Here is a 26102-nt window from a genome sequence, read left to right as displayed (position 1 = left end):
CCACGTGGTTTGTCATCAAAACTACGACGTGGACGATCTTCACCGCCAAAGCTACGTTTTGGACGATCAGCAAAACTACCTTCACGACGTGGTTTATAATCTACGCGGTTACCACGGTTGTCATCATTCGATTCAAAACGCGGTTTATCATTGAAACCACCTTCGCGACGTGGACGATCTGAAGTGAACTCACGACGTGGACGATCTTCAAAACCACCTTCACGACGTGGACGATCTGAAGTGAACTCGCGACGTGGACGATCTTCACCACCAAATGCTGGACGCTCACCACGTGGTTTGTCATCAAAGCTACGACGTGGACGGTCATCACGACCACCTTCACGGCGCTTGAAGTTGCTTTCGCCTTCAAAACGACGACCACCACCGAAACCGCCACCACTACTACGACGACCATCACGGCTACCGCCATTACCACTACGACCGCGACCACCGCCATCACCACGACCTGAACGAGCAGGAGGTGGAGATGGTTCTAAGCCTTCAATTTCAGAAACACTTAAACGCGCTTCTAAATATTCTTCAAGTGCACGAATCTTACCGCGTTCACGATAAGTCGCTAAAGTAATTGCTTGACCAGTACGACCAGCACGACCAGTACGACCAATACGGTGTACATAATCTTCATGCTTCATCGGAAGACCGAAGTTAATTACGTGAGAAATAGTCGGAACGTCAAGACCACGAGCAGCAACGTCAGTTGCAACTAAGATTTTTGCACGACCTTCACGAATACTACGTAAACGACGGTTACGAACTGTTTGTGGCATTGCACCATGAAGTGCAACAACAGAGTGACCTGCTTCAGCAAGTTCTTCTGCCAACATATCTGTATCTTCTTGCGTGCTAGCAAAAACTACAGCTTGATCTAAGCTTTCATCACTTAACCAATGTGTAAGTAATTTTTTCTTATGTTCAAAGCCATCAGTCCAATGCAATGTTTGCGTAATATCTGTATTGGTTGAATGACCTGTTTCAATTGCGATACGCATAGGATCTTTCATCATGCATGATGCAAGACGAATAATACGATCAGCAAATGTTGCAGAGAACATTAATGTTTGTTTACGGTTAGCCGCTAATTCGCTAATTGCTTCTAAGTCTTCAGAGAAACCTAGGTCAAGCATACGGTCAGCTTCATCAACGATTAAAGCATCTACTTGATCTAATTTAATTTGACGACGATTCACCAAGTCAAGTAAACGACCAGGTGTTGCAACAACAACTTGCGCGCCTTTTAATTGTTGAATTTGTTTTGCAAATGGCATACCGCCCATAATGGCAGCAATACGAACACCTTTCATGTGACGTACAAGTGCAATTGCATCTTGACTTACTTGCTGTGCCAATTCACGAGTCGGCGAAATTACCAAGATATTCGGTTGAGTTACTGCTTTCATACGGTCTTTGAACGGTACAACCGCTTCTTCACCAGCTAAAGCATTTAATGTTGGGAGTAAGAATGCAGCAGTTTTACCAGAGCCAGTTTGGCTTGATACGAGAAGGTCTTTACCTTCTAAGGCAGCAGGAATTGCTTGTTCTTGCACAGGAGTCGGGGCAGTAAAACCTAAACCTTCAAGCGCTTGTTGTAAGGTTTCATGCAAAGAAAATTCGGCAAAAGTTTTGCTCATAGAGAGTTTCACCCTTGTGGGTGCTCCATTTTTAATAAATACAAAAAAATAGACATCGGCAAAAAGCGGCAAAGCAAAATTAGCTGAAACTTTTATTCAGCGGCAATCCGAGTAACGACGATGTGGACTAAACGCATGCTTGATTACGGCCGAACCTGAAGAATCGCTGAGCGATCGGGGCGCAAGAAATGGTCCTCTCTATGGACGGCGTGCGCTTACAATGAATAGAACAGAATGTTCAGGTAATGAACGGAAATTTAAGTGCGTTGGCGGATTATAGCAGAAATAAATTAAAAGTCACCTGTTTTAATCAACTTTGTTCATATTTCTTAAATTAATTTAATTTACTCTTCATTTAAAACACAAAACCCTCTGATTAAAGAGGGTTTTATTTATAATAAGCTAAATTATTTTGCAGCTTTATCCCAAGCTGGGACAACAGTTTGCATTAAAGGTTTTAACATTTTAAGCGAACATGCAAGTACTTGACCATTTTCAAATGAGTTATTACCGCCACGCGCGTCAACAACCACACCGCCCGCTTCTTTAAGAATAAGCTCACCAGCAGCAATATCCCATGGTTTTAAACCAAGCTCAAAGAAACCATCAAAACGACCAGCAGCTACATATGCTAAATCTAGAGCAGCTGAACCGCCACGACGGATTTGCGCACCAGCTTCGGTAACCGCTAATAAAGATGCGAAATGCTGCTCTGCATAAGATACGATTTCGCCAGCACGTTTAGCACGGTAAGGATGGCCTACTGCCAAGAATGTATTTTCTAAAGTATCTTTTACATTGGCACGAATACGGCGTTGATTCATGACTGCACCGCGACCACGGCTAGCAGAGAATAACTCATCACGTACTGGATCGTAGATTACGCCGTGTTGAGTAACACCTTTATGCTGAACTGCAATTGAAATACAGAAATGAGGGAAACCATTAATAAAGTTTTGTGTGCCATCAAGCGGGTCAATTACCCAGCACCACTCTGCATCATGGCCTTTGCCTTCTTGCAAACCAAACTCCTCACCTAAGAAGCTATGATTCTTATAACTTTTACGTAACGTATCAATCGCTAACTGTTCTAAATAACGATCTAGGCGTGTTACCGGGCCATCAATGCCTTTCTCTTCAACTTGTAAATCGAGTTTATGACGATTTTGATGCGCTTTTAAAAGCTCTTGACCAACTGTTTGAGCCGCACGCGCAGCCATAACCACCATAGGTTCCATTGAACACCCACTAGACAAATTTGAAAAGATTTTGACAAAGAATATGCATAAAAGCGCAGATATTTTAGCAAATATATGCGCTTTTAGGGGGAAAATATTTCAAAAATTTTATTGAGGGTTAAACTACCTGATTTAGCTTAAGCCAAACTTTCTCAATTGAGCTCAGAATACCTTTAGCATCCAACCCACAATCTTGTAGCATTTGCCCATGTGAAGCCTGTTGTAAGAACAAATCTGGCAAGCCTAAATTAATGATAGGTTTAACAATTTGTTCTTGCGCCATGAACTCATTGACAGCGCTACCCGCACCACCCATAACAGCATGCTCTTCAACAGTGACAAATAAATGAGTGTGTTCAGCTAAATCACGAATCATTTTTTCATCAAGTGGTTTCACAAAACGCATATTTACAACACGCACAGCCACATCATGTTTTTGTGCAAATTGTTCGGCAGCTTCTATGGCAACCATAACACGACTACCAAATGCCAAAATTGTAATCTGTTCATCACAAGCAGATTTAATTTCAGCAACGATTTCAGCTTTACCCAATTCAATAGCGGTCAACTCTTGCTGAATTTCAACACCTACACCTGCACCACGTGGGTAACGCACCGCAGCTGGTCCATTATAAGCATAGGCTGTATGAAGCATCTGACGGCATTCGTTTTCATCTTTTGGCGCCATGATAACTAAGTTTGGAACTGTACGCATGTATGCATAATCATATGCACCTGCGTGAGTTGGACCATCTTCACCAACCAAACCGGCACGGTCAATGCCGAAAGTTACGTCAAGATTTTGTAATGCAACATCATGAATAAGCTGATCGTAGCCGCGCTGCAAAAACGTAGAATAAATTGCAACAACGGGTTTTAAGCCTTCACAAGCCATTCCTGCTGCAAGAGTTACTGCATGCTGTTCAGCAATTGCAACATCAAAAAATCTCTGTGGAAATTCTTTAGCAAACTGAACCATGCCTGAGCCTTCACACATCGCAGGTGTAATCGCGAGTAGACGCTCATCTTGTGCCGCTTCATCACATAACCACTGACCAAATACATCAGAATATTTAGGTGGTGTTTTACCTGCTGAGACTGCATTAATTTTGCTAATGGCATGGTAGGTAATCGGATCCGCTTCTGCGGGAGTGAAACCTTTACCTTTTTTAGTATAGACGTGGACTAAACGTGGGCCTTTACGCTTCTTGAGAGCATTAAATACTTGGGCCAGTTGATTTACGTCGTGGCCATCGAATGGGCCAAAATAATCAAAACCAATTGCTTTAAATAAATTATCTGCCGCATCTGTTGCTGATTGATGCAAACGAGAGTTATAAGTCCATTTTGGATGTGGCTGTATATAGGCTTCGCCATCTTCGTTAACGTTAACTAAATGGCCTTTTTCCCAAATTGCAGCCAAATGTTTAGCAAAGCCGCCTGTGCTACAAGAAATTGACATGTCATTGTCATTCAGCACAACAATTAAATCAGCATTATGTGCAACAGCATCGTTCATGGCTTCAAATGCCATACCTGCTGTCATTGCACCATCACCAACAATACAAACCACTTCGCACGGGTCGTTTTGATAGCGACGTGCTAACGACATTCCTAAACCAGCTGAAATTGCTGTTGATGAATGTCCTACGCCAAATGTATCGAAAACTGATTCTTCTCTGGCTGGAAATGCTGCTAAACCATTTTTAGAACGAATCGTCGTCATTTGTTCACGGCGACCTGTCAGCACTTTATGCGGATATGCCTGATGTCCTACATCCCAAACTAATCGGTCATTTGGTGTATTAAAGCAATAATGCAGCGCAACCGTCAGCTCAACCACGCCGAGATTAGCACCGAAATGGCCACCACTCTGGCCTGCTGCATATAAAATATATTGACGCAACTCATCAGCCACTTGAACCAATTGGCTATGCTCGAGCTGACGTAATTGTTGAGGATGATCAATTGCATCTAACAATGGCGTAACAGGGCGTTGAGTTGGAATTTCGGTATACAACATATGTGGCAAAGCCTTTATAAGCCTGGCAAATCCTAAGCTGGGTCAAAATGGGTCGATCATACAATCGAATGAAGTCACCTTCAATCAGCCACATTTGCGAACGAGGTCATGCAAAGCAGTCTCTCATACATCATGGGTATGGTTGGCAGATTATCCTGAATAATCTGACTATTTATCAACTATTATCGTCATGTTTATACAAAAAAGAAAACCTTAGTGTGCAAAATGATTATGACAATTCGACCAATCTCCCAGCATTACGCTATACTTTAAACCGTTTTCGGTTAAAAGATGAGTTAATCTGTGCCTATAGAGTTCATTGCAACATCAAAACTCCCGACCGCTTTTGGTGAATTCAATATTTCTGTGTTTCAAGATCCAGTATCAGGTGAAGAACATGTGGCACTTTCTAAAGGGTTAGAAAATCCACCTACAGGCCCTGTTTTGGTTCGTGTACATTCAGAATGTTTAACAGGTGATGCTTTTGCATCATTAAAATGCGACTGTGGTCCTCAATTGCAGGCAACTCAAAAGCTCATCAACGAAGCAGGCCAAGGCGTTATTTTATATTTACGTCAAGAAGGCCGTGGTATTGGGCTTACAAATAAAATTCGCGCCTATGCTTTACAAGATCAGGGTCATGACACCGTAGATGCTAATTTACTTTTAAATTTACCTGCCGATGCACGTCGTTACGACATGTGCAGCATCATGCTAGATCATTTAGAAGTAAAAGAAGTTAAATTAATTACCAATAATCCTTTGAAAATTCAGGCACTCAAGGATCAAGGAATTAATGTTGTTGACCGTGTTCCATTAACTGTTGGACGCAACCCTTTTAATGAACAATATTTAAAAACCAAACGTGAACGTATGGATCACCTTTACCAAAAAGATGATTTTTAAAAAAACATAAAAATTTAAAAAACAATCATAAGGGCTTTTTGAGACATTTCTTAAAAATCCCTTACTTTTTTTATGGTTTTGTGTTTTGATGTACCTATCTCCTATCTCAATCATCTTTGAGGGTCACTATGCAACATCCGACTTCCACAGATATTCAACGTGTCCGCGAATTTCTCCTCGATTTACAAGCCCGTATATGTACTGGTTTAGAACAACAAGAAAAAGCTGGTGGCGGTACGAGTGAATTTATTATTGATGATTGGGAACGTCCTGAAGGTGGCGGTGGACGTTCACGCGTACTGCAAAATGGTACAGTGATTGAAAAAGGTGGTGTGATGTTCTCTCACATCAACATTAGTAAACTGCCCGCTTCCGCTACAGAAAGACACCCTCAAATTGCTGGTGCTAAAGCACAAGCGCTTGGCGTTTCCTTAGTGATTCACCCTAAAAACCCGAATATTCCAACTTCTCATGCCAATGTACGTTTATTCGTTGCGGAACCTGAAGGACAAGATCCAATTTGGTGGTTTGGCGGTGGTTTTGACTTAACTCCTTTTTATCCAGATGAGCAAGATGTTATCGATTGGCATCAAGCTGCTTATGACTTATGTCAGCCTTTTGGTGACTATGTCTATGCTGAACATAAAAAATGGTGTGATGATTATTTCTATTTAAAACATCGTGATGAACAACGTGGCGTTGGTGGTTTATTCTTTGATGATCTCAATGGTTGGGATTTCGAAACTTGCTTTAAATATATTCAAGCTGTAGGTAATGGCTATTTAAATGCCATTCTGCCAATTTTTGAAAAACATCGTGAACAGCCTTACACCGAAGCTCAACGTGAGTTCCAAATTTACCGTCGCGGTAGATATGTCGAATATAACTTAGTGTATGACCGCGGAACATTGTTTGGCTTACAAACAGGTGGACGTATCGAATCTATTTTAGTCAGCCTCCCTAACCTTGCAGGTTGGTCGTATCGCCCTGAATGGGATGAAGACTCTCCAGAGAAACGTTTAACTGACTATTACCTAAAACCACGAGACTGGCTAAATCTAAAAGAAAAAGTCGCTTAATTTTTTGCTTTTTGGAGATTCTTTGGCTTCCACCCTAGAGAATCTCCTTTTTTATTTTCACTTTTCTGAACCTCATTCAAATATTTTTTCTTATTCCAATTTGGCTTATAGTGAGGCCTGCTGAATATTCAGCACACGTTTTTAACTGCTTCATGCCATTTTAAAATTTTGGATATAAGAATGACCAAACAGTTTGCAGTAATTGGCAACCCAATCGAACAATCACGCTCTCCTGAATTGCATCATGCTTTCGCTGAAAAAACAGGTGTTGATCTCGACTATCAAAAACGTCTTGCCCCTCTTGATGGTTTTGAACCGAGTATGCGTAGTTTCTTTGCAAATGGTGGAAGTGGTATGAACGTTACCGTACCGTTTAAAGAACAAGCTTTTGCTTTGTGTGATGTGCTAACCGAACGCGCTCAAATTGCGAAAGCGGTAAATACATTATGGATGCAGAATGGCAAATTGCACGGCGATAATACTGATGGCCAAGGCTTAGTGGCCGCAATTCAAGCCTTAGACTGGAACCTAGAAAATACAAATATTTTAATTTTAGGAGCTGGTGGTGCAACTCGTGGTGTTATTTACCCACTGGTACAGGCCTGCGCTAAAAAAATTGTGATTGCAAACCGCACTCTAGTGCGTGCTGAACAGCTGGTAGATGACTTAAAAGCAGCAGTTCCCCAAGCTCAATTACAAGCAATTTCTCTAAGTGAGTTAGAAGGGAAATTTGATATTGTAATTAATGCAACTTCTGCAAGCCTTTCAGGTGACACACTACAATTACCTGAAAGTTTAGAGTTCAAATATGCCTATGAAATGGCTTATGGCAAGCCTTCTAGCTTCATTGAGCAAGCTAAACAACGCAATGTGCCATATTCAGAAGGTTTTGGGATGTTAGTGGGTCAGGCCATTGAAGCCTTCTATATATGGAATGGTGTGAAACCTGAATTAAAAGATTTTCTATAAAACAAAAAAGAACCTACTTTAAGTAGGTTCTTTTTTGACTGCATTATTTATTATTTTTTGGTCGCAACCATTTGCTGGTAAACATCGCGGAAAATCTCATAATCAATAAATTCATTATGTTCAGGTTTTAAATTCTGAATTGTTTTTTCCGTAAGTTGCTGTTTACGTGCAGCAGCATAAGCCTTACCTAAAATATCAGCTGTTTGTGACAACAATGGCTTTTCTTCAGCAGAAGCACCATTTTGTTGTTCAAATTTTAATTGATATTGTTTCGAGAAAAGCTGCTCAGGCTGCTTATATTGTTTCTGTAATTTTTGCCATGCTTCACGCCCTGTCTCACCTTGTACTGTCGTAATCACAATATGATCTACAGCACGACCTAAATCATTATCAAATTGCTCTTCTTGCTCAAGATGATGCTTTTTCTGCAATGCCTCAATACGCTCTAAAGCCTTACCTTGAGGATTATAGGTTTCTTCTTCTGAGAACCAGTAAGCATAAACTTCAGCAATTTCTTGCAACTGTTGAACTGAATAATAATTAATATATGACGGTTTTTCGGCAGTCAATTTTGCAATAAACACAGCCTTATATGTTTTGTCATAGGCATGTGTTGCATCATAAGTTTGGTTAGCCAACAGCGCTAGGCTCGAATCTAAATCTTGTACATCGCTATGTGAACCAACTGGATGTTCAGAAACATCACTCTGCCCAAGTTTTTCACTAAAGCCTTTTACGAAGTTTTCAAATAAAGAACCTTTGCTTGCTTCAGCAACTGATTTAGCTTGTTTAAGCTGCTGCTGGTCAATTGAAGTTGCTTTACCATAATTTAGAATTTGCATGTCTGCTTTAATATTAAAGCGATGGTTAAATTCAGCTGGTGTATATGCAACATCGTAATCAGCGTTGACTAAACGGCCTTTTTCATCAAGTCCAACATCAATCGTAATTGGATTTCTTTGTTTTGGTAAAGCTTGTTCAATCTCGGCTTTATGTTTTAACCATAAAGCTTTGAATGCATCATCATTCACAAACTGGTTCTGATCATAAGCAGCAAAAGTTTGTTTTAGTGCAGCTCGACGAGCTTTAATCTGAGTTTTTTCAGTATTTACAGCGCTTCGATCAAGCACATCAATACCGTAAATTTGACAGTAATTAATATCACCTAATGCAACTGGTTTATTAAGAGTCTGTAATTCAACACACTGCTCTTCTGTAAGTGTAGCAACTTCTTCATCTTGTGCAGTTGGCTCCGCCGCATCTGCTACAGCAGTATCCTCAGCTTGAGCTGAATCAGATGCCTCGTCTGCCACTTCTTCTTGAGCTGCACTCGCTTGTTCTTCATCGCCTTCCTCAGAAGTCAATGTATTGCCAAAATGAGCATTAATGAGTGAATAAAGTTGCTGGCTGACTGCCGCTGCATCTTCAGAAGAAACCTTCTGTCCCTCAGCACTGCCCTCTTTTTTCTTCGCTTCCGAAGCAGCTAATTCAGTTGCTATAGATTCAGCAATCTTTTGATCGTCAAATCCTAAAACACTTTTTTGCAAATATTTTTCATTGACTTGACCATAGAGTTCCGATTGCAGCAATAACTCTTCAACCGTATCTTTTAATCGAATTTTCTCTACAATTCCGGCTTTACGCTCAGCATCACTAACGGATAAACGTTGTAAATTTTGTGGTTCAGCCAAACGGTAAGATACCGCGCTAGAAGCTTTCGCATATTCAATAAACTTCTTCATATCGACGTTTGTAAACAGATTTTTATACTTTGAAAAATCGACATAAGCTAAGTTATTTTGATTGTCTTTATTGACCAAATAAGGCATTAATCCGAAATAATTAACGTAAAATTTATAATCTTTCAGATCAATGACCATTGGCAATTTTGCCTGCACCAATAAGGTCGGTTTCTCATATCTTGCAGTGAGATTGAAAGACCCCATTTTTTGACGATAATGAACTGAACCATCGTAACTAAATTGGAGATCATTTAATAAATTAATTAATACGGCATTTACTTTTTCTGAACGTGATTCGTCAGATACACCCGAAACAGATTGCTCATTTGCAATTGCGGCATAAAGCGCCTGCTTCTGTTTTTTATTCAAATTAGTTTTTTGTTCACGTAAATATTGATCTACTTTTTTTTGCACTTCAGTATCAAGCTGAGCCGTTTTCTCTACAGTGCTATTTTTCTTGGGCTGATTTGGATCAACATTAACTTTAAAATGCCCGCGGTAATCATAGCTTGGGTATTCATACAATGCATTCATACCCTGAATGACTTTTTGATCTAAGTTGGTAGATGCCGCTGATGGACGTAGGTTATGCTGCGCACATGCGGTCAAACCCAAACTAAATAAACATAAACTGAGATATTTTAAATGCATAACCTTTTTTAAAACCTTATAGCTTTATCTTTTTAGCAAAACTTGCTAAAAATAAAAAATAGTTGTTTTTTCACATAAAAGTATAAGTCCTGAATGTAGCAGAAAATGTATTTTCAGGTGTATTTATTTTCGACAAAATTCGCTTTTCTGACATTTCTTTCGGATGTGATTATCATTGTATTTTTATCAAGTGAGTGAATAATCAAATCATCGATTCAGATAATCCCACAATGATTCAAAATTAGGATTAAAGCCATGCCAGCATATAAAGCCCCGCTACATGATATTCGTTTCTTAATGAATGAAGTATTAGATTACCCTGCTCACTATAAAACTTTATCAAATGGTGAAAATGCAGACCCAGATACCGTTGATATGATTCTTGAAGGTGCGGCAGATTATTGTGAAAACGTATTGTCGCCACTTAACCAGTCTGGTGATGAAGAAGGTTGCCATTTTGACAACGGCGAAGTCACTACGCCAAAAGGCTTTAAAGAAGCTTATGACCAATTCGTAATGGGCGGTTGGCAAGGTCTTTCTTACCCAGAAGAATTTGGTGGTCAAGGTCTGCCAATGTCATTAAATCTGATTAAATCGGAAATGATGGGTACTGCAAACTGGTCATTTACGATGTACCCTGGCTTAAGTTCAGGTTGTATGAACACCATCTTGCAATTCGGTACCGATGAGCAAAAACAAACCTATATGCCTAAACTTGTTGAAGGAACTTGGAGCGGCACAATGTGCTTAACCGAACCTCAATGTGGTACAGATTTAGGACAAGTTAAAACTAAAGCTGAACCTCAAGCAGATGGCACTTATAAAATCTCTGGTACAAAAATCTTCATTTCTGCCGGTGAACATGACTTAACTGAAAATATTATTCACATCGTACTTGCACGTCTTCCAGATGCTCCTGCTGGTACTCGTGGTATTTCATTATTTATCGTGCCTAAATTCATCCCTACTGCTGATAGCGGTATCGGTGAACGTAATGCTGTGACTTGTGGTTCAATCGAACACAAGATGGGTATCCGAGCTTCTGCAACTGCTGTACTCAACTTTGATAATGCAACTGGTTATTTAATCGGTGAAGTTAACAAAGGCCTACATGCAATGTTTACCTTCATGAATACAGCACGTATTGGTACTGCTGTTCAAGGTATTGCACATGCCGAGTTATCTTTCCAAGGTGCGTTACCTTATGCGAAAGATCGTATGTCTATGCGTGCGCTTTCAGGCAAGAAAGATCCAGACAAAGTTGCTGATGCAATCATTCATCATGCTGACGTACGTCGCCTGTTGTTGACTCAAAAAGCAATTGCTGAAGGTGGTCGTTCAATGATCTATCATGCTGCAAAACTTGCAGACAAAATGACAGATGCATTAACACGTGGCGACCAAGCTGCTTACGAAGACTACGATGACAAACTTGGTTTCTACACACCAATTTTAAAAGGTTTCTTGACTGAACTTGGTTTAGAAGCTGCAAACAACGGCATGCAAGTTTACGGCGGTCATGGCTACATTAAAGAATGGGGCATGGAACAAATCGCTCGTGATGCTCGTATCTCAACGCTATACGAAGGTACAACAGGCATTCAAGCACTTGACTTGATCGGTCGTAAAGTATTGCTTAGCTCAAAAGGCAAAGTGGTTCGTGACTACACTGCTGAAATTTTAAAATTCTGTGCTGCGCACGCACGTAATAAATACTTACGTCGTTTTGCTTGGGACTTAACTAAGCTTTGTGCTCAATGGAACACTTTAACTGTTCGTATCATGCTTGCTGCACGTAAAGACCGTGACATCGTATCTTCTGCTTCTGTAGACTTTTTAATGTTCTCTGGTTACGTGATGATGGCTTACTTCTGGGCTCAACAAGCAGTCATTGCTTCTGAGAAACTTGAAGCCGGTGACGGTGCAGAAACACCTGAATTCTATAAAGCAAAAATCAAAGTTGCAGACTTCTACTTTGACCGTATGTTGCCTCGTACTCAAGGTCATGCAGAGTCAATGGTGACAACCTCTCGCACATTAACATCATTACCAGTTGAACACTTCAGCTTCGACTACTAATGATTTTTAAATAGAGAAATGAAAAGAGCGCAATTCATATTGCGCTCTTTTTTATTCAAGTAAGATTAAATATTTATTCTTTAGTTAATACATAAGCCTTGTTTGGAACAAAATAATTTTGCTCTAAAAATTCACGATTTTTTCCATAATCGCTATAAAACAGTTTTTCCAGATTCATAACCAATCTTTTGTTTGAATCAAAATTAAAATAAAAATTAACTTTAGATAAGGGACATTGAATCGTTAACTCATGCTCTTTTTCATCTACCTTCCAATTTAAAGAAGGACACAATTCATTTACAGCGGCACTTTTCGCCCCATCTTTACTTCCCACACGACCAAAATGAATAACATTCCAATAAGCCGATCCATTGGGTAATAGATTTAAAATGTACTCAGCTTCGCCCGACTCACAATCGGCAAAAGCATCCTCACATGAAATGCGGGTGTGATATCGCCCGACATATTGCAATAAAGTTCCACTTAACTTTTTGGTTTGATCTAAGTTTTCTTCAGGTAAAAAAGTACGTCCTGCTACATAATCTAATGTTTTTGTAGATGTACTATTTTTTATTAAATTTTCTTCATGTGTCGAATTAGAGCTTGTACTAGAGTGATCTTTTGAGTTGGTATGGCTGATGTCGCAAGCACCAAGTGTCAGGCACATCATAGCCCCTAAAACTAAATGCTTAACTAAAAACCTAGACCGCTTCAAAGACATATACATTATTCACAGATAACAGCAATAGCCATGTTTATATTCATTTTTCAGGCCTAATCAAATGCTGCAAGAAACCTTTAAGCCCTGAAAAGGTGCATTTTAGTTGATGTTGGTTTCCTTCATTCTAATCCTTTACATATTTTAACCATTTTACTTCTGCGAGGACTTTAAACCTTTTATTTCGCCTCCATATTTTTATTAAGCAGGAGCGCAATAGCTTCTTGTAATTATTTATCTTTAAGGAGAATTAGATGGCCAGTTCTGGTTTATATCGCTCGAACCGACACAGCATGATCGCCGGTGTAATGGGTGGTATTGCTGAACGTTTTGGTTGGAACGTGACTTTATTACGCATCATTTTTGTTGTTATCTCAGTTATGAGTGCGGCCTTTCCAGGAATTTTAGTTTACTTAGTTTTATGGTTAGTCATTCCGAAAAAACAGCCAGAACATATTGAAGGCTATAGCTCCTCCGTTCGAACAGTAAATGAAGAACGAGTACGTTAATTAATAACTTTGGTCGCTACGGTTGCATCCCCTAATCAACCGTAGCTTTTTTTTATTCTAAAAATTATAGCTTTCGATTTAACTGTTGTTGTAATGCAGCAATCATATCTGCACGGCTAATCATTCCAATAAGTTTCCGCTCTTCAACCACTGGAATATAGTTAAACGATTTTTCCACAAAATACGGCACCAGATCTTGAATAGGCTGTGTTGGCAGTACCGTGACCACTCGACGACTCATAATTTGTTTTACATAGTGCTGCCAAGAGTTTCGTGGGTCGGCTGCACCTTTAAACCACTCTACGACTTCATATAACGCTAAAGTTCCTACCAAATGATTTTCAGCATTAACCACAGGTAGGCTCATCAAGTTCACTTGTTTAAACTTATCGAGTGCCTGATGAATATCATCATCTTCATGTAGTTTGATGACATCACGACTCATAATATCCTGACAGGTATATTGATTGACTATTCGTTCATTGGCATGTTCTTGAGCTTCTAAAATGATCTTTTCTAAGTCGTACTGACTAATATCTAAAAGTTCAGTGTGATGCCCTAATGCGTACTCAATATCTTTCGGCTGAATTGATACTTTTTGAGTCGGTGTAGGATCTTTACTACGGTCATTAAGATGAGCAGTAACCGGATAATGCCGCCCAATTAATCTATTAAAAAAGACGGCGAAACCGAGTAAAAGAAGCGAGTTGAGTAAAACTGGATAAAAAATAAAATAAAAGCCTAATTTATGAATTGCCGCCCCACCTAATACCGCCGTTATGGCTACAGCGCCACTCGGTGGATGCAAAGAGTCGGTGGTCATCATTAAAAATATGGCAAGTCCAACAGCCACACTAAAAGCTGTAGTTAAATCAGGAATCCACTGCGCACAGGCAACACCAATAATTCCAGCTAAGGTATTACCAACAATCACATTCCATGGTTGAGCCAAGGGACTGGTCGGCACAGCAAACAATAGAACAGATGAGGCGCCCATTGGGGCGATGTACCAAGCATTAATTCCACCCAGAACATACCAGCTAATTAAGGAAGAAATTGCTAAACCACACAACGCTCCAATGCCGCAAAGCAACCGCTCTTTTAAAGGTAAAACCTTAAAATTCGGCTTTAAAATCTGTAACCATTCTCGCTGTATAACACTCACAGTACACCTTTGGGGATATGCCGTTATTTATAACGGGCAAAAGTATACGCGCAAAGCCACATAAAGTGCATTTAAATTATATCTTTAAACAACAAGAAAACTTGCTGAACTATTTTTTTTGATTTTAAAACTTTAATATTCCATCAATTTTTCATTTAAGTAACGCCAGTAACGTTTTGGTAAATATTGCACATGAAGTTTTATATTTTGGCGTTCAGTAATATTAACGCTGTTAAAATAATCTTTCCAAAGTTGGTCATACAAAACTTCTTTCTCGTCTAACTCAAGCTGAAAGCTTTGACTCATTCCATTTTTTAAATTACGGTCAACTTTTGACGCTTCGAGTGAAACTTCATGTATTTCACGTAAATCATAATAAATTCCAAACTTACGTTTTTCATCATAAATCAGCCAACGTTGATCTTGATACCGTCTTTTAAAATGGGGCTGAATAAGCGGTAATACATTAAAATCGGGACGAACTAAACTCAGAAAAAGCTCATCTTTGGTTTTCTTAAAACGAATAAAAGCTTCCATTCGATGCTTCTCTCGCCCGACCTTTTTCGTCCACTGCGCAATTGCTAAAACACTTGGATGTGAATAATCTTTTTCTATGGAAACATGGCTAGTAAACACATAAATACAGTAGTTAAATAAATGCTGATAGGCATCTAACGATTCAGATAAATAAGCAAAATAAAATTGTTTTAAAGAAGAGGATGAAAGTTTTTTTTGTAGCGCAGACCAAACACGGTCAGCATGTTCCTCGTTATTTGAAATCTCAATTTTATCGGCAAATAAACCATGTTGAGCCGCATCATTCAAACAGAGCCTGACCTGTAATTCTTTAAATTGAAATGCGCGAAAAACACAGCTCAGTAGCCCCACCATTGAGCCATCAAAATAGTAAGCCACCTCATCATTAAACATCGCTAAAACCCAAGGCTTAGTTGTGGCGAAAGCTGCTGCACATATTTCGAGGCACCCTGCGTTAAAATCTGCTGCCGAATGTAGCCAGAAGATAGTTCCTTTTGGAATTTCGGACTGTCTTCACAGCGAATAAAGTATTTAGCACGTTGGTAAGCCACACCTAATTTTTTAAGTAAATCGATATGGATTTTTCCAAAACGGCGAGCCTGCACAATTTTTTTAGCCGATTTAACCCCAATGCCCGGCACACGCAAAATCATTTGATAATCGGCACGATTTAAATCTACAGGAAAGTGTTCAGGATGCCTTAAAGCCCAGCTTAATTTCGGATCTACATCAAGGTCTAAGTTTGGGTGTTTTTCATTGACGATTTCATTGACTTGAAAACCGTAAAAACGCATCAGCCAATCACTTTGATAGAGTCGGTTTTCCCGTAGTAATGGCGGTGCAGAGCCCACTGCTGGCAAGTAGTTATTTTCGGTATTAATTGGAATATAACCCGAAAAATAAACGCGTTTGAGCTTAAATTCTTTATAGTGCTTGTCTGCCATAAACAAGACATCTTGATCTGACTCTTGATGTGCTCCCACTACCATTTGAGTAGTCTGCCCTGCTGGTACATATTTCGGCACATGCTTAATGATTTGTCGCTCATCTTTAAGCTGAATCAGTCTGTCACGGACTAAACCTAAATCTTTCTGCACTTCCTGATGTGATTTTTCTGGTGCAAAAGTTTTTAGGCCTACCTCGGTCGGCATCTCTAAATTAATACTCATACGGTCAGCATATAAACCTGCTTCATGAATCAGTTCAGGCGATGCCCCTGGAATAGTTTTTAGATGAATATAGCCATTAAAGTTTTCTTCAAGACGCAACTTCTTTACGACTTGAAGCATACGTTCCATCGTATGATCCGCAGATTTAAAAATGCCCGAGCTTAAAAATAAGCCTTCGATATAATTACGGCGGTAAAAATTAATGGTTAAGTCTACAACCTCTTGTACCGTAAATGCTGCACGCTGGACATCATTAGAACGACGTGAAACGCAATAGGCGCAGTCAAAAATACACACATTACTAAATAGAATTTTTAAGAGAGATACACAGCGGCCATCTTCAGTATAGCTATGGCAAATTCCTGAATGGCTGGCATCACCTAGACCTTTATCTTTGTTTTTACGGTCACTGCCACTTGATGAACAAGACACATCATATTTAGCAGCATCAGCAAGAATCTGTAGTTTTTCTCGAATGCGATCAGACATATCAAACGACTCATTTATGGCATCGTTTAAAAAATATCATTTTGCATTCTTAAATTTAATCCAGTGAAGTACGCTCGGCGTCATGAGCTGACGTTTAAAATGATTCGTCTTAATTAACGTATTCTTCTAGCTGCTTTACACGCGCTGCATACTCTTGCATTGGGCAATATGAATACATCGGTGAGCCAATGTATGAGCCTGCATTATTACACTCCTGATCTACATAGGCTTTCCAAAGTCGTTGAGATTTTAAAATATCTTGGTAACGTTCTGGCTGTTTGTATTCTTCGCTTTGTGTTCGAATTTGATCAATAAGAGCCACAATTTTTTCTTCATAAGTCTTTTTAGCTTGTTCAGAACAGCTATGCACGACCATGTTATTAATACTTTCAAGCTGCATTTCTTTAATGGTCTGGTCTACACATTGGTTGTATTCATCTTGCTGATCAGCATCGGTCTGTGCATAAAGCCATGTACTACAAAAAAGGCTGGATAAAACAATGAGTTTGCAGCAAAATTTCAGCATAATTAATTCTCGATTCTATAATTTTTAATATGTCTCAATATAACAAAAATTCTGTAACGGTTGCCTATAATCCAAGTTCAAAGAGCAGAACATCAACATTGAATGAACGCTCTGCTAATTGAATATAAAATCCTTATAAGCAGAACTATATTAATTAAACATTTTGATTTGATCACATTTTCAAATACATTAACTTTTATTCATGCTATACATAGTGATAAGAATCAAACTCATATTGATTTATATGAAAAAATCTAATTTTAAAATTTTCATTCAAAATTTAGATCCCAATCAAAGCCAAATTTTATATAGCCTTTTAAAAGTCCCACTCTACTTATTTATACCTGCTTGGCTTCTATGGATCTTTACCATGATGCTATATGAAGGGTTCACTTTAGAAATTCTAAAAACTGCTGCGAATATGCCATTGATACTCTTTATGGTTGTAATGACTTATTACATACTCGCGTTTATACCTGCTTATCTATGTCAACTTTTCTTGCAAAAGTATAATTTCATAAATTTTTTCTCAATTATTACTAGTGCGGTCATACTTACTACGTTAATTCTTAGTTTAATGTGTTTAGAATTCGCACCAATAGAAATGATCATTTTCTTTAGTTATTTTTCTATAACTTTCGCTATTACATATTGGGTTTTACTACTCAGAAGTATAAAAAAAGCAGAAGAATCTCAAAACCAAAATTTCTCTTAGATCCGTTAGAAAGTCTTTATTACAGGGTGCAAAAATGCCTTTTAATTTTTTAAAAATCTTCACTCAAAATTTAGATCTAGATAAAGATCAAATTTGGCATTGTCTAATCATGACACCAATATATTTATACATAGTTACTTTATTCATATTTTTAAATTCTTCAATCATCCATAAAGATTTTTCTTTTGAGAATCTACTAAATCCCCCTGTCGGACTGCTGGCTATTGCAGCCATTTATTACATATTAGTTTTTATACCTGCATATTTTTTACAATTATTCTTATTGAAATTCAATTTCCTTAATTTCTTCTCTATCCTTGCTAGTGCAATTATTCTCACCTTTTTAATACCCAATATCTTAATAATTTTTTTTCGAGACTCATGGGAACTAATGCCATTAGAGGGCTTATTTTTCTTCAGTTGTTTTTCTTTAATTTTTGCTATCACTTATTGGATATTACTACTCAAAAGTATGAAAAAAGCAGCTAAACAATCAAATCTGAAATTCCCAAACTAGCCTTTGCCACTCCCCCACAAAATCCTTATACTTAGGGGCAATTTTTCTCATAAATTCGTGGATGCTACATGAGTCGCGCCATCTCGCACATTGATACATTTCAGGGCTTAATTCTTGCCCTACAAAACTATTGGGCCGAACAAGGCTGCGTCGTACTACAACCTTACGACATGGAAATGGGCGCTGGAACATTCCACACCGCAACATTCTTACGTGCTTTAGGGCCTGAAACTTGGAATGCTGCATACGTTCAACCTTCACGTCGTCCAAAAGATGGCCGCTATGGTGAAAACCCGAACCGTTTGCAACACTACTACCAGTTCCAAGTGGTACTTAAGCCAAATCCAGACAACATCCAACAGCTCTATCTTGATTCTTTAAAAGCAATCGGGATTGATACGCTTACTCACGATATTCGTTTCGTAGAAGACAACTGGGAATCTCCGACGCTAGGTGCTTGGGGCTTAGGTTGGGAAGTTTGGCTGAATGGTATGGAAGTGACTCAGTTCACTTACTTCCAACAAGTCGGTGGTGTTGAATGTTACCCAGTAACAGGCGAAATCACTTACGGTTTAGAACGTCTTGCAATGTACCTTCAAGGTGTTGACTCGGTTTATGACCTTGTTTGGACCAAAGGCCAATTCGGTACTGTGACTTACGGCGACGTATTCCATCAAAATGAAGTTGAGCAATCGACTTACAACTTTGAATACGCTCCAGTTGAAAAACTATTTGAACTGTTTGATTTTTACGAATCAGAAGCAAACCGTTTAATTGAAGCAAAACTTTCTCTTCCTGCTTATGAGCAAGTTGTTAAAGCGTCTCATACCTTTAACTTACTTGATGCACGTGGCGCAATTTCTGTGACTGAGCGTCAACGTTACATTTTACGTGTACGTACTTTAGCGCGTGCTATTGCACAAAGTTATGTACAAGCACGTGCAGAGCTTGGCTTCCCAATGGCAGAACCACACTTACGTGATGAAGTATTGGCACAGTTGAAAGCACAAGCTGAAAGTGAAGCAGCAAAGGCGGAGAAAAACTAATGAGCAAACATACTGTTTTATTCGAACTTGGCTGCGAAGAACTTCCACCAAAAAGCTTAAAAAACTTACGTGATGCATTACAAGCCGAAACGGTAAAAGGCTTAAAAGATGCAGGCTTAAACTTCGCATCTATTGAAGCTTATGCAGCTCCACGTCGTTTAGCGCTTAAAATTGTTGATATCGATGCTGCTCAAGCTGATACACAAAAACGTTTTGACGGCCCTGCTGTTCAAGCAGCTTACGATGCAGAAGGCAAACCAACTAAAGCACTCGAAGGCTTTATGCGTGGTCAAGGGATTACTGTTGATCAGCTTTCTACTTTCCAAGCAGGTAAAGTTGAAAAAGTTTGCTATTTAAAAGATGTGAAAGGTCAAAGCCTTGATGCTTTACTTCCACAGATTTTACAAACTGCGCTAGATAACTTACCGATTGCTAAGCGCATGCGTTCTGCTGCAAGCCGTACCGAATTTGTACGTCCAGTGAAATGGGTTCTTTTACTTAAAGATGACCAAATTGTTGACGCAACTATTCAAGATCACAAAGCTGGTAATGTGACTTATGGTCACCGTTTCCATGCACCTGAAGCTGTGACTTTAGCGCATGCAAATGAATATTTAACTGCTTTAGAAAAAGCTTACGTTGTTGCGAACTTTGAAAAACGTCAAGCAACCATTCAAGAACAAGTAAAGAAATTGGCTGATGAAGTTAACGCAACTGCTATTGTTCCAAGTGATTTACTTGATGAAGTAACAAGCCTCGTTGAATGGCCAGTTGCTCTTCGTGCAAACTTTGAAGAGCGCTTTCTTGCTGTTCCTCAAGAAGCCCTTATTACGACTATGCAAGACAACCAGAAGTATTTCTGCTTGATCAATAGCGAAGGTAAATTACAGCCTTACTTCATTACTGTTTCAAATATTGAGTCTAAAGATCCGATTCAAATTATTGAAGGTAACGAAAAAGTTGTTCGCCCGCGTTTATCTGATGCTGAATTCTTCTTCTTACAAGATCAAAAGCAACCGCTTGCATCTCGTAAAGAAAAACTAGCAAACATGGTATTCCAAGCACAACTTGGTACGCTTTGGGACAAATCAACACGTATTGCAAAACTTGCTGTTGCGTTGTCTCCAATCACTGGCGCAAACCCAGCAGATGCTGAAAAAGCTGCATTACTTGCTAAATGCGACTTAACTTCAGAGCTTGTTGGTGAGTTCCCAGAACTTCAAGGTATTGCTGGTACTTACTATGCACGCATTGAAGGCGAAAACACTGAAGTTTCAGAAGCTTTAGGCGAGCAATATTTACCAAAATTTGCTGGTGATGTTTTACCAAAAACAAAAACAGGTACAACCATTGCTCTTGCTGACCGTTTAGATACGCTCGTTGGTATTTTCGGAATTGGACAAGCGCCTACAGGTTCTAAAGACCCATTTGCTCTTCGTCGTTCAGCAATTGGTATCTTACGTTTAATCATTGAAAATGAATTAGACGTAACGATTGAAGAGTTAATTAACCTTGCACTTCAAGGTTATGGCGACATCGTTAAAGACCACGACAAAACTCGTGCTGATGCTGTTGCATTCTTGGAGGGTCGTTACCGTGCTAAGTACGAAGACCAAGGTGTTGCTGTTGACGTACTTCAAGCAGTTCAAGCACTTGCACCAAAATCTCCACTTGATTTTGACAAGCGCGTAAATGCTGTAAACCACTTCCGCGCATTACCTGAAGCTGCCGCACTTGCTGCTGCAAACAAACGTGTTGCTAACATTCTTGCAAAAGAAGCTGCACCAGAAGGTTCTGTAGTGGAAGTGAACTTGGTTGAAGATGCTGAAAAAGCATTATTTGCTGAGCTTCAAGCAGTTACACCTGTGGTTGAACCATTACTCGCAGCAAAAGACTACACTGCTGCCCTTTCTAAGCTTGCAGCACTTCGCGCACCGATTGATGCATTCTTTGATAGCGTAATGGTAATGGCAGATGATGCTGACCTGAAGGCAAACCGTTTACGTTTATTGGCTCAGTTGCGTAACTTGTTTACTGCTATTGCTGATGTGAGTGTGTTGCAGGGTTAATTAGCTTATGACTAAATAAAGGGATCTTCTATAGATCCCTTTATTTTTTACGTTAAACAAATGCTTTAATTTCTTCTAAACTTTTCGATGGCTCAAACCACATAAAATCATAATCAGCCACATCATGAATATAAAACGGATCATTTTTCATGATCTCTTCAGCTTGTGGAATCGAAGAGCTTAAAACTAAAATCACCCCACCTACTCTATTTTCTCGGCGACCCGATGCCAAAAACTTCTTTTGCTCATAGTAGTGATCTAAAAATGCAATATGCTCTTTAAGTACAGCATTAACTTCGGCTAATGTTTTTTTATAGGTCAAGGTAACAACAATCATCTCATTCTCTTAAAGCAAGTAGCGTATGACATAGCATTAATCTACAGATAGTTTAATGATCTATAGCTTATTCGATGGTACGCCTATTCCCCCAATTCATCCATATTAAAACTTTTTATAATAATGACCCTACACAGTAGCGCAATAATTGATTCAATTACCTAACTTGTTTACGACGTTTATTGGTGTAAGTATTTTTCATAGATAAGTCTTTATAATAATTTGATATTTTCAAAAAATATCGTTATAAATTAGCAGCTTTTATTAATTAAGATTATATAAATGAAAAAGAATATTTTATTACTTGTTATTTCTATCTTATCCATTGGACAAATAGCCTGTTCTATAAATCCTCATCGGATCACTTTACCTGACACTACAAACCCACCTGCTATAGAAAAGATTAATGTGGTTGGAATGTCTCGAAATGAATTTCTAAATAAATTCCATCCGCCCGTAGTAAGTAGGCTCATTGGAGATAAAAGGATAGATACGATCACTTATTATAAAATTAACAATAAACCAAAAGCATATGGAATGGCTTTATATAACGGCTTAATAGCGAATACAATCGTGTCGACCTTACACAATGTAATGCCGAGTGAGTTATCGCTCGATTCAGTGGACGAAACAGTATCAATCTCAGACTCCGCACTTAACAAAGAGAAAGTAGTAATTGAGATTACGTATGATTCCTCTAGTCATATTGAAAAAGTCGAAAGAGTAGAATAATTCAATTTTAAATCTTTATTTTTGGCTATGATCAAACTTTTCATGGTGAAATTAATTAAAGTAAATTCTAAAAACTATTGAGGCATGCTGATTTAAGTGACTTTTTAATGAAATTAATATTCTCATTTTTAAATCAGCATTCAATAACTGCCACATTATTATCTACTCAGCTTAGTACAAAAATTATTTTTTCCAATTCATCCACACCAAACTCCCCACAATAATTACTCCACCTAACAGCACCATCATTGACGGTTTTTCATTTAAGAAAACAACGGCTAAACTCATGGCAACAATTGGCGAACAATACAAAAAATTCGATGCAATCGTTAACGGCATATTTTTAAGTACATATCCCCAAAGTACATAAGCCATTGCACTTGGGAAAATACCCAATAAGACAACCGACATATTGGCTTGCCAAATGGCATGTAAAATTTCATTAGGTAAATTGGCGCTATAAAACAGTAAAGGAAGCGTTCCGAACCAGATGATGTAGCACATCATGCTCAAGGCATCGTAATTTAAAGCAAATTTTTTATATAAATTAAAATACAGCCCCCATGCAATTGCGGCTAAAACAATTAATAAACTATAAGGACTTGGCACACCAAAACCATGATCTCCACTAACCACCAACACGGCGCCACAAAGTCCCAGCAAAATACATAACCAATGTTTGAAACTGATTTGCTCCTTAAAAAGCAAAGCTGAAATAATAAAGGTAAATAACGGAATAGATTGACTTAGAATACTGGATGCGACCGCAGTTACATATTGCTGCCCTGTATTTATAAGCAAATGATGCAGAGTTACAGAGAAAAATCCTAATACAGCAAGTGCAGGAGCATCTTTCCACTTTAAAGGTTGAATGCCTTTTTTCATGACCAAAAGCAGTAAAAAAAACGATGCAATCAAAAAGCGAAGCAAGGCAATATGCTGCGGTGTATATGAATGCAAAGCACTATGCACACCAATAGGTGAATAACCCCAACAAAAAACAGTCACAGCAATACATACATAGAGTTTAAATGCGGGAGGCTGAGTTTCGGCAGCAAGAGATATTGCCATGTTAAATCTGCACTAATGAAATGGAACTCTTTCATCATATGCGCATGGATAGTTGAATAAAATTAACTTATATTGAGTCAAATATTCATTAAAAGTGAATGATAAAACATGGATATCGCACAGTTAAAAATGTTTCAGACCGTGGTTGAATGCGGAACAATGGCTAAGGCATCAATGCAACTACATTGTGTACCATCCAATATCACAACGCGCATTAAACAACTCGAAGAAGAACTAGGCGCACCGCTGTTTTATCGGGAAGGAAAAAGTTTAAAACTCACTCCTGCTGGTGAGATTTTCCTTAATTATTGCCATAAAATTTTAGCGCTATGCGATGAAGCAAAACGAAGTATTCACCCTGATGCACCGCCCTCTGGTCCATTAAAAATTGGGGCGATTGAATCTTCTGCTACAACTCGCCTACCCAATTTACTGGCGAAATATCATCAACGTTTTCCAGAGGTTTCCATTCAAATTATTACAGGCACATGGAAACAGCTATTAGTCGATATTTCTCAGCACAAACTTGATGGTGCAATTGTCGCGGGCAATATTGAGTTTCCTCTGCTAAATAAACTTAGTATTTACCAAGAAGAAATGGTCTTGATTGCATCTCATTCTTTGGGAGAGATCCACAATCAAGAAGACCTGATTGGTAAAGAAATTTTTATGTGGACTGAAGGCTGTCCTTACCGAGCAGCTCTTGAAGAATGGCTTAAGCTCAAAAATATTTCACTTCCAATTACTAGCATTACCAGTTACGCCACCATTATTGGTTGCGTCAGTGCAGGCTCTGGTGTGTCTTTGGTACCGAAGAGTATTTATGAACAATATAAAAATTTAACCAATATTCGAGGCTATAAATTTGAACACCTTGCCTTTATGCAGAATCAATTTTTTGGCACAAAAATGTCAGCAATCATAAAGCTCGAGATATGTTTTTAGACTTAATTAAGTCTGAATTTTGTTTATGAGTCATTGGGATAATTACTTTATTGCGATCAAGTGATGATTTATCGTAATCAAATCGTATGGGTTTTATCTCATTGCAGTACAAGCTTTATTTTTAACAGTAAGATCACCACTTCATCTTTTGATTCTGGTTGGGGAGATTTATCCAAAATGAAAACCATACACATTTTATGTATTGCGACCTCTATGTTGGCTTCATCAACCTTATTTGCAGAAACAACGCAACCACAACAAGTGGGTGAAACAACCTCTAAAGCACAACCTTATGGTGACAACCCAAGTTTAGGTCGTGTATTGCTATACAAAACAGGAAAAGGCATACAAAATTTAGGAGACTCTATTCAAGGAGCTTCTGAAAAGACCTCAAATAAAATTAGTGAAAAATGGCAAAACACCAAAGAATTTACGGCTGAAAAAGCAGAAGTCGTTCAGCAAAAAGCAGATACAGCTAAAGCGTTTACAGAAAATAAAATAGATCAAGCGAAGCAAAATATTACCAGTAGCCGAAATGGTGAAAGCATTCCGATAGAGCAAGGTCAGTTAAGTAAATCGAGCACAACAACGAACTAATTTGCTTGGACAGCGCGATAAATTCGCGCTTTTATAAATACAGATATTTAACTAGAACTAATGATCATCAACTATAAAGAGCTAGGAATCTGCCTTATGAATAGTCAAAAACTTCTCTTTTCAACACTATGTGGCTTAGCATTAACTGCATGTGCAACCTCTGCACCTCCGTCTTCGTCTTATTCTCCGGCACAAGTTTTAGAGCAAGATACCAATATCGAAGCTTATCCATCGACTACAGGTAACGTAGCCAAACTCATTAAACAAGATAAGCAAGCTTGTCTGATTGAATTTACGGGATATTTAGGGGGCGGACATGTTACTGAACACTGGGTATTTAATGATAAGGGTCTGATTTCAGCCACATCATTTACACAACAATACCCTGATGAGTCAGGCATATTAAATCAGGCAACAAACTCTACGACCAAAAGCTCGACCACTTTTAACATTCAAGATCCAGAAATTCAGAATAATTTCAAAAAACTCCAAAATAACTTTAATCCTGCAAATTTAGCAAAGTGTAAGTAATACTCTTCCATAGAAAACCCGTTGCAGAAGCTACCTTCTGCAACGGGTTATAGCTATTTTAAAAATTTCTTGGACCTAATTTAAAAAATTATA

At 38.6% G+C, this 26102-nt stretch carries 21 protein-coding genes and 1 pseudogene; 11 read left to right on the top strand and 11 right to left on the bottom strand.

Annotated features, from left to right (window positions below; genetic code table 11):
• The 3 genes from F935_RS17420 to dxs form a co-directional block, all read right to left on the bottom strand.
• Positions 1 to 1649 (bottom strand): DEAD/DEAH box helicase (locus tag F935_RS17420; RefSeq protein ID WP_016140087.1); only part of this gene is annotated, 1649 nt, incomplete at its 3' end.
• 407 nt (positions 1650 to 2056) lie between these two features.
• Positions 2057 to 2887 carry an inositol monophosphatase family protein gene (locus F935_RS17415; RefSeq protein WP_035366406.1) on the bottom strand — a complete coding sequence of 277 codons (831 nt, stop codon included), beginning with the start codon at positions 2885 to 2887 and terminating at the stop codon, positions 2057 to 2059.
• Between the two features lie 118 nt (positions 2888 to 3005).
• Positions 3006 to 4910 (bottom strand): 1-deoxy-D-xylulose-5-phosphate synthase, encoded by a 1905-nt coding sequence (gene dxs / locus F935_RS17410; protein ID WP_016140085.1) that lies wholly within the window; start codon positions 4908 to 4910, stop codon positions 3006 to 3008.
• Between the two features lie 303 nt (positions 4911 to 5213).
• Between dxs and ribA the strand changes: the two genes are divergently transcribed.
• From ribA to aroE, 3 genes are all read left to right on the top strand, one after another.
• Positions 5214 to 5816 carry a GTP cyclohydrolase II gene (gene ribA, locus F935_RS17405; RefSeq protein ID WP_004789681.1) on the top strand — a complete coding sequence of 201 codons (603 nt, stop codon included), beginning with the start codon at positions 5214 to 5216 and terminating at the stop codon, positions 5814 to 5816.
• Positions 5817 to 5944: 128 nt separating this feature from the next.
• Complete coding sequence (gene hemF / locus F935_RS17400) at positions 5945 to 6895, top strand: oxygen-dependent coproporphyrinogen oxidase (RefSeq protein ID WP_016140084.1); 951 nt, start codon at positions 5945 to 5947, stop codon at positions 6893 to 6895.
• A gap of 180 nt (positions 6896 to 7075) precedes the next feature.
• Entirely contained in the window at positions 7076 to 7864 is a 789-nt protein-coding gene (gene aroE / locus F935_RS17395; protein ID WP_016140083.1) for a shikimate dehydrogenase, read from the top strand.
• 50 nt (positions 7865 to 7914) lie between these two features.
• Here aroE and F935_RS17390 read toward each other — a convergent pair whose 3' ends face one another.
• Positions 7915 to 10257 (bottom strand): eL24 family ribosomal protein, encoded by a 2343-nt coding sequence (locus F935_RS17390; RefSeq protein WP_016140082.1) that lies wholly within the window; start codon positions 10255 to 10257, stop codon positions 7915 to 7917.
• Between the two features lie 255 nt (positions 10258 to 10512).
• Here F935_RS17390 and F935_RS17385 point away from each other — a divergent pair, with 255 nt between their 5' ends.
• The gene (locus tag F935_RS17385; RefSeq protein WP_016140081.1) at positions 10513 to 12336 is read left to right on the top strand and encodes an acyl-CoA dehydrogenase C-terminal domain-containing protein; all 1824 of its coding nucleotides are present in this window, start codon (positions 10513 to 10515) and stop codon (positions 12334 to 12336) included.
• 73 nt (positions 12337 to 12409) lie between these two features.
• Here F935_RS17385 and F935_RS17380 read toward each other — a convergent pair whose 3' ends face one another.
• The gene (locus tag F935_RS17380; protein ID WP_080645810.1) at positions 12410 to 13057 is read right to left on the bottom strand and encodes a hypothetical protein; all 648 of its coding nucleotides are present in this window, start codon (positions 13055 to 13057) and stop codon (positions 12410 to 12412) included.
• A 251-nt stretch (positions 13058 to 13308) separates the two neighbouring features.
• Between F935_RS17380 and F935_RS17375 the strand changes: the two genes are divergently transcribed.
• A complete protein-coding gene (locus F935_RS17375) occupies positions 13309 to 13563 on the top strand; it encodes a PspC domain-containing protein (protein ID WP_009388059.1) in 255 nt (84 codons plus the stop codon).
• Between the two features lie 64 nt (positions 13564 to 13627).
• On the opposite strand, the gene F935_RS17370 is transcribed toward F935_RS17375, so the two are convergent.
• The 4 genes from F935_RS17370 to F935_RS17355 form a co-directional block, all read right to left on the bottom strand.
• Positions 13628 to 14728 carry an HPP family protein gene (locus F935_RS17370; RefSeq protein ID WP_016140079.1) on the bottom strand — a complete coding sequence of 367 codons (1101 nt, stop codon included), beginning with the start codon at positions 14726 to 14728 and terminating at the stop codon, positions 13628 to 13630.
• A 132-nt stretch (positions 14729 to 14860) separates the two neighbouring features.
• Positions 14861 to 15658, bottom strand: a complete 798-nt coding sequence (locus F935_RS17365; protein WP_016140078.1) for a TIGR03915 family putative DNA repair protein — start codon at positions 15656 to 15658, stop codon at positions 14861 to 14863.
• 2 nt (positions 15659 to 15660) lie between these two features.
• Entirely contained in the window at positions 15661 to 16923 is a 1263-nt protein-coding gene (locus F935_RS17360; protein ID WP_016140077.1) for a putative DNA modification/repair radical SAM protein, read from the bottom strand.
• A 109-nt stretch (positions 16924 to 17032) separates the two neighbouring features.
• The gene (locus F935_RS17355) at positions 17033 to 17449 is read right to left on the bottom strand and encodes a lysozyme inhibitor LprI family protein (protein WP_009387994.1); all 417 of its coding nucleotides are present in this window, start codon (positions 17447 to 17449) and stop codon (positions 17033 to 17035) included.
• Between the two features lie 1300 nt (positions 17450 to 18749).
• Here F935_RS17355 and glyQ point away from each other — a divergent pair.
• On the top strand, positions 18750 to 19727 hold the full coding sequence (glyQ, locus tag F935_RS17340; RefSeq protein ID WP_002044989.1) for a glycine--tRNA ligase subunit alpha: 978 nt from the start codon (positions 18750 to 18752) through the stop codon (positions 19725 to 19727).
• Positions 19727 to 21796: a glycine--tRNA ligase subunit beta gene (gene glyS, locus F935_RS17335; protein ID WP_016140074.1), complete on the top strand. Its 2070-nt coding sequence runs from the start codon at positions 19727 to 19729 to the stop codon at positions 21794 to 21796. Before glyQ ends, glyS begins: the two co-directional genes overlap by 1 nt.
• Before the next feature lie 52 nt (positions 21797 to 21848).
• On the opposite strand, the gene F935_RS17330 is transcribed toward glyS, so the two are convergent.
• Positions 21849 to 22133, bottom strand: coding sequence for a YciI family protein (locus F935_RS17330; protein WP_016140073.1), 285 nt, complete (start codon positions 22131 to 22133; stop codon positions 21849 to 21851).
• Between the two features lie 282 nt (positions 22134 to 22415).
• Here F935_RS17330 and F935_RS17325 point away from each other — a divergent pair, with 282 nt between their 5' ends.
• Positions 22416 to 22865: a hypothetical protein gene (locus F935_RS17325; RefSeq protein WP_016140072.1), complete on the top strand. Its 450-nt coding sequence runs from the start codon at positions 22416 to 22418 to the stop codon at positions 22863 to 22865.
• Between the two features lie 183 nt (positions 22866 to 23048).
• Here the strand turns inward: F935_RS17325 and F935_RS17320 are convergent, their stop codons facing one another.
• Entirely contained in the window at positions 23049 to 23936 is an 888-nt protein-coding gene (locus F935_RS17320; protein ID WP_016140071.1) for a DMT family transporter, read from the bottom strand.
• A gap of 108 nt (positions 23937 to 24044) precedes the next feature.
• Here F935_RS17320 and F935_RS17315 point away from each other — a divergent pair.
• The 3 genes and pseudogenes from F935_RS17315 to F935_RS17305 all read left to right on the top strand — a co-directional run bounded on the left by F935_RS17315 (position 24045) and on the right by F935_RS17305 (position 26009).
• Positions 24045 to 24910, top strand: a pseudogene (locus F935_RS17315) (LysR family transcriptional regulator).
• A gap of 148 nt (positions 24911 to 25058) precedes the next feature.
• Positions 25059 to 25478, top strand: coding sequence for a hypothetical protein (locus F935_RS17310; protein ID WP_016140069.1), 420 nt, complete (start codon positions 25059 to 25061; stop codon positions 25476 to 25478).
• 96 nt (positions 25479 to 25574) lie between these two features.
• Positions 25575 to 26009 carry a hypothetical protein gene (locus tag F935_RS17305; RefSeq protein ID WP_016140068.1) on the top strand — a complete coding sequence of 145 codons (435 nt, stop codon included), beginning with the start codon at positions 25575 to 25577 and terminating at the stop codon, positions 26007 to 26009.
• Positions 26010 to 26102 lie beyond the last annotated feature (93 nt).

The sequence above is a fragment of the Acinetobacter calcoaceticus ANC 3811 genome, assembly GCF_000399665.1.
GTDB lineage: Bacteria > Pseudomonadota > Gammaproteobacteria > Pseudomonadales > Moraxellaceae > Acinetobacter > Acinetobacter calcoaceticus_B.
Note: the sequence above shows the minus strand (reverse complement) of the source record. Positions and strands in the feature narration are given on the sequence as shown.

What these genes read in the sequence shown, in the direction of transcription:
- F935_RS17385 (WP_016140081.1), top strand. Translation starts at nt 10,513, where the DNA reads ATGCCAGCATATAAAGCCCCGCTACATGATATTCGTTTCTTAATGAAT.
- dxs (WP_016140085.1), bottom strand. Translation starts at nt 4,910, where the DNA reads ATGTTGTATACCGAAATTCCAACTCAACGCCCTGTTACGCCATTGTTA.
- F935_RS17310 (WP_016140069.1), top strand. Translation starts at nt 25,059, where the DNA reads ATGAAAACCATACACATTTTATGTATTGCGACCTCTATGTTGGCTTCA.
- glyS (WP_016140074.1), top strand. Translation starts at nt 19,727, where the DNA reads ATGAGCAAACATACTGTTTTATTCGAACTTGGCTGCGAAGAACTTCCA.
- F935_RS17305 (WP_016140068.1), top strand. Translation starts at nt 25,575, where the DNA reads ATGAATAGTCAAAAACTTCTCTTTTCAACACTATGTGGCTTAGCATTA.
- F935_RS17355 (WP_009387994.1), bottom strand. Translation starts at nt 17,449, where the DNA reads ATGCTGAAATTTTGCTGCAAACTCATTGTTTTATCCAGCCTTTTTTGT.
- F935_RS17375 (WP_009388059.1), top strand. Translation starts at nt 13,309, where the DNA reads ATGGCCAGTTCTGGTTTATATCGCTCGAACCGACACAGCATGATCGCC.
- F935_RS17415 (WP_035366406.1), bottom strand. Translation starts at nt 2,887, where the DNA reads ATGGAACCTATGGTGGTTATGGCTGCGCGTGCGGCTCAAACAGTTGGT.
- glyQ (WP_002044989.1), top strand. Translation starts at nt 18,750, where the DNA reads ATGAGTCGCGCCATCTCGCACATTGATACATTTCAGGGCTTAATTCTT.
- F935_RS17365 (WP_016140078.1), bottom strand. Translation starts at nt 15,658, where the DNA reads ATGTTTAATGATGAGGTGGCTTACTATTTTGATGGCTCAATGGTGGGG.
- F935_RS17360 (WP_016140077.1), bottom strand. Translation starts at nt 16,923, where the DNA reads ATGTCTGATCGCATTCGAGAAAAACTACAGATTCTTGCTGATGCTGCT.
- F935_RS17320 (WP_016140071.1), bottom strand. Translation starts at nt 23,936, where the DNA reads ATGGCAATATCTCTTGCTGCCGAAACTCAGCCTCCCGCATTTAAACTC.
- F935_RS17330 (WP_016140073.1), bottom strand. Translation starts at nt 22,133, where the DNA reads ATGATTGTTGTTACCTTGACCTATAAAAAAACATTAGCCGAAGTTAAT.
- aroE (WP_016140083.1), top strand. Translation starts at nt 7,076, where the DNA reads ATGACCAAACAGTTTGCAGTAATTGGCAACCCAATCGAACAATCACGC.
- hemF (WP_016140084.1), top strand. Translation starts at nt 5,945, where the DNA reads ATGCAACATCCGACTTCCACAGATATTCAACGTGTCCGCGAATTTCTC.
- F935_RS17390 (WP_016140082.1), bottom strand. Translation starts at nt 10,257, where the DNA reads ATGCATTTAAAATATCTCAGTTTATGTTTATTTAGTTTGGGTTTGACC.
- F935_RS17380 (WP_080645810.1), bottom strand. Translation starts at nt 13,057, where the DNA reads ATGTCTTTGAAGCGGTCTAGGTTTTTAGTTAAGCATTTAGTTTTAGGG.
- F935_RS17325 (WP_016140072.1), top strand. Translation starts at nt 22,416, where the DNA reads ATGAAAAAGAATATTTTATTACTTGTTATTTCTATCTTATCCATTGGA.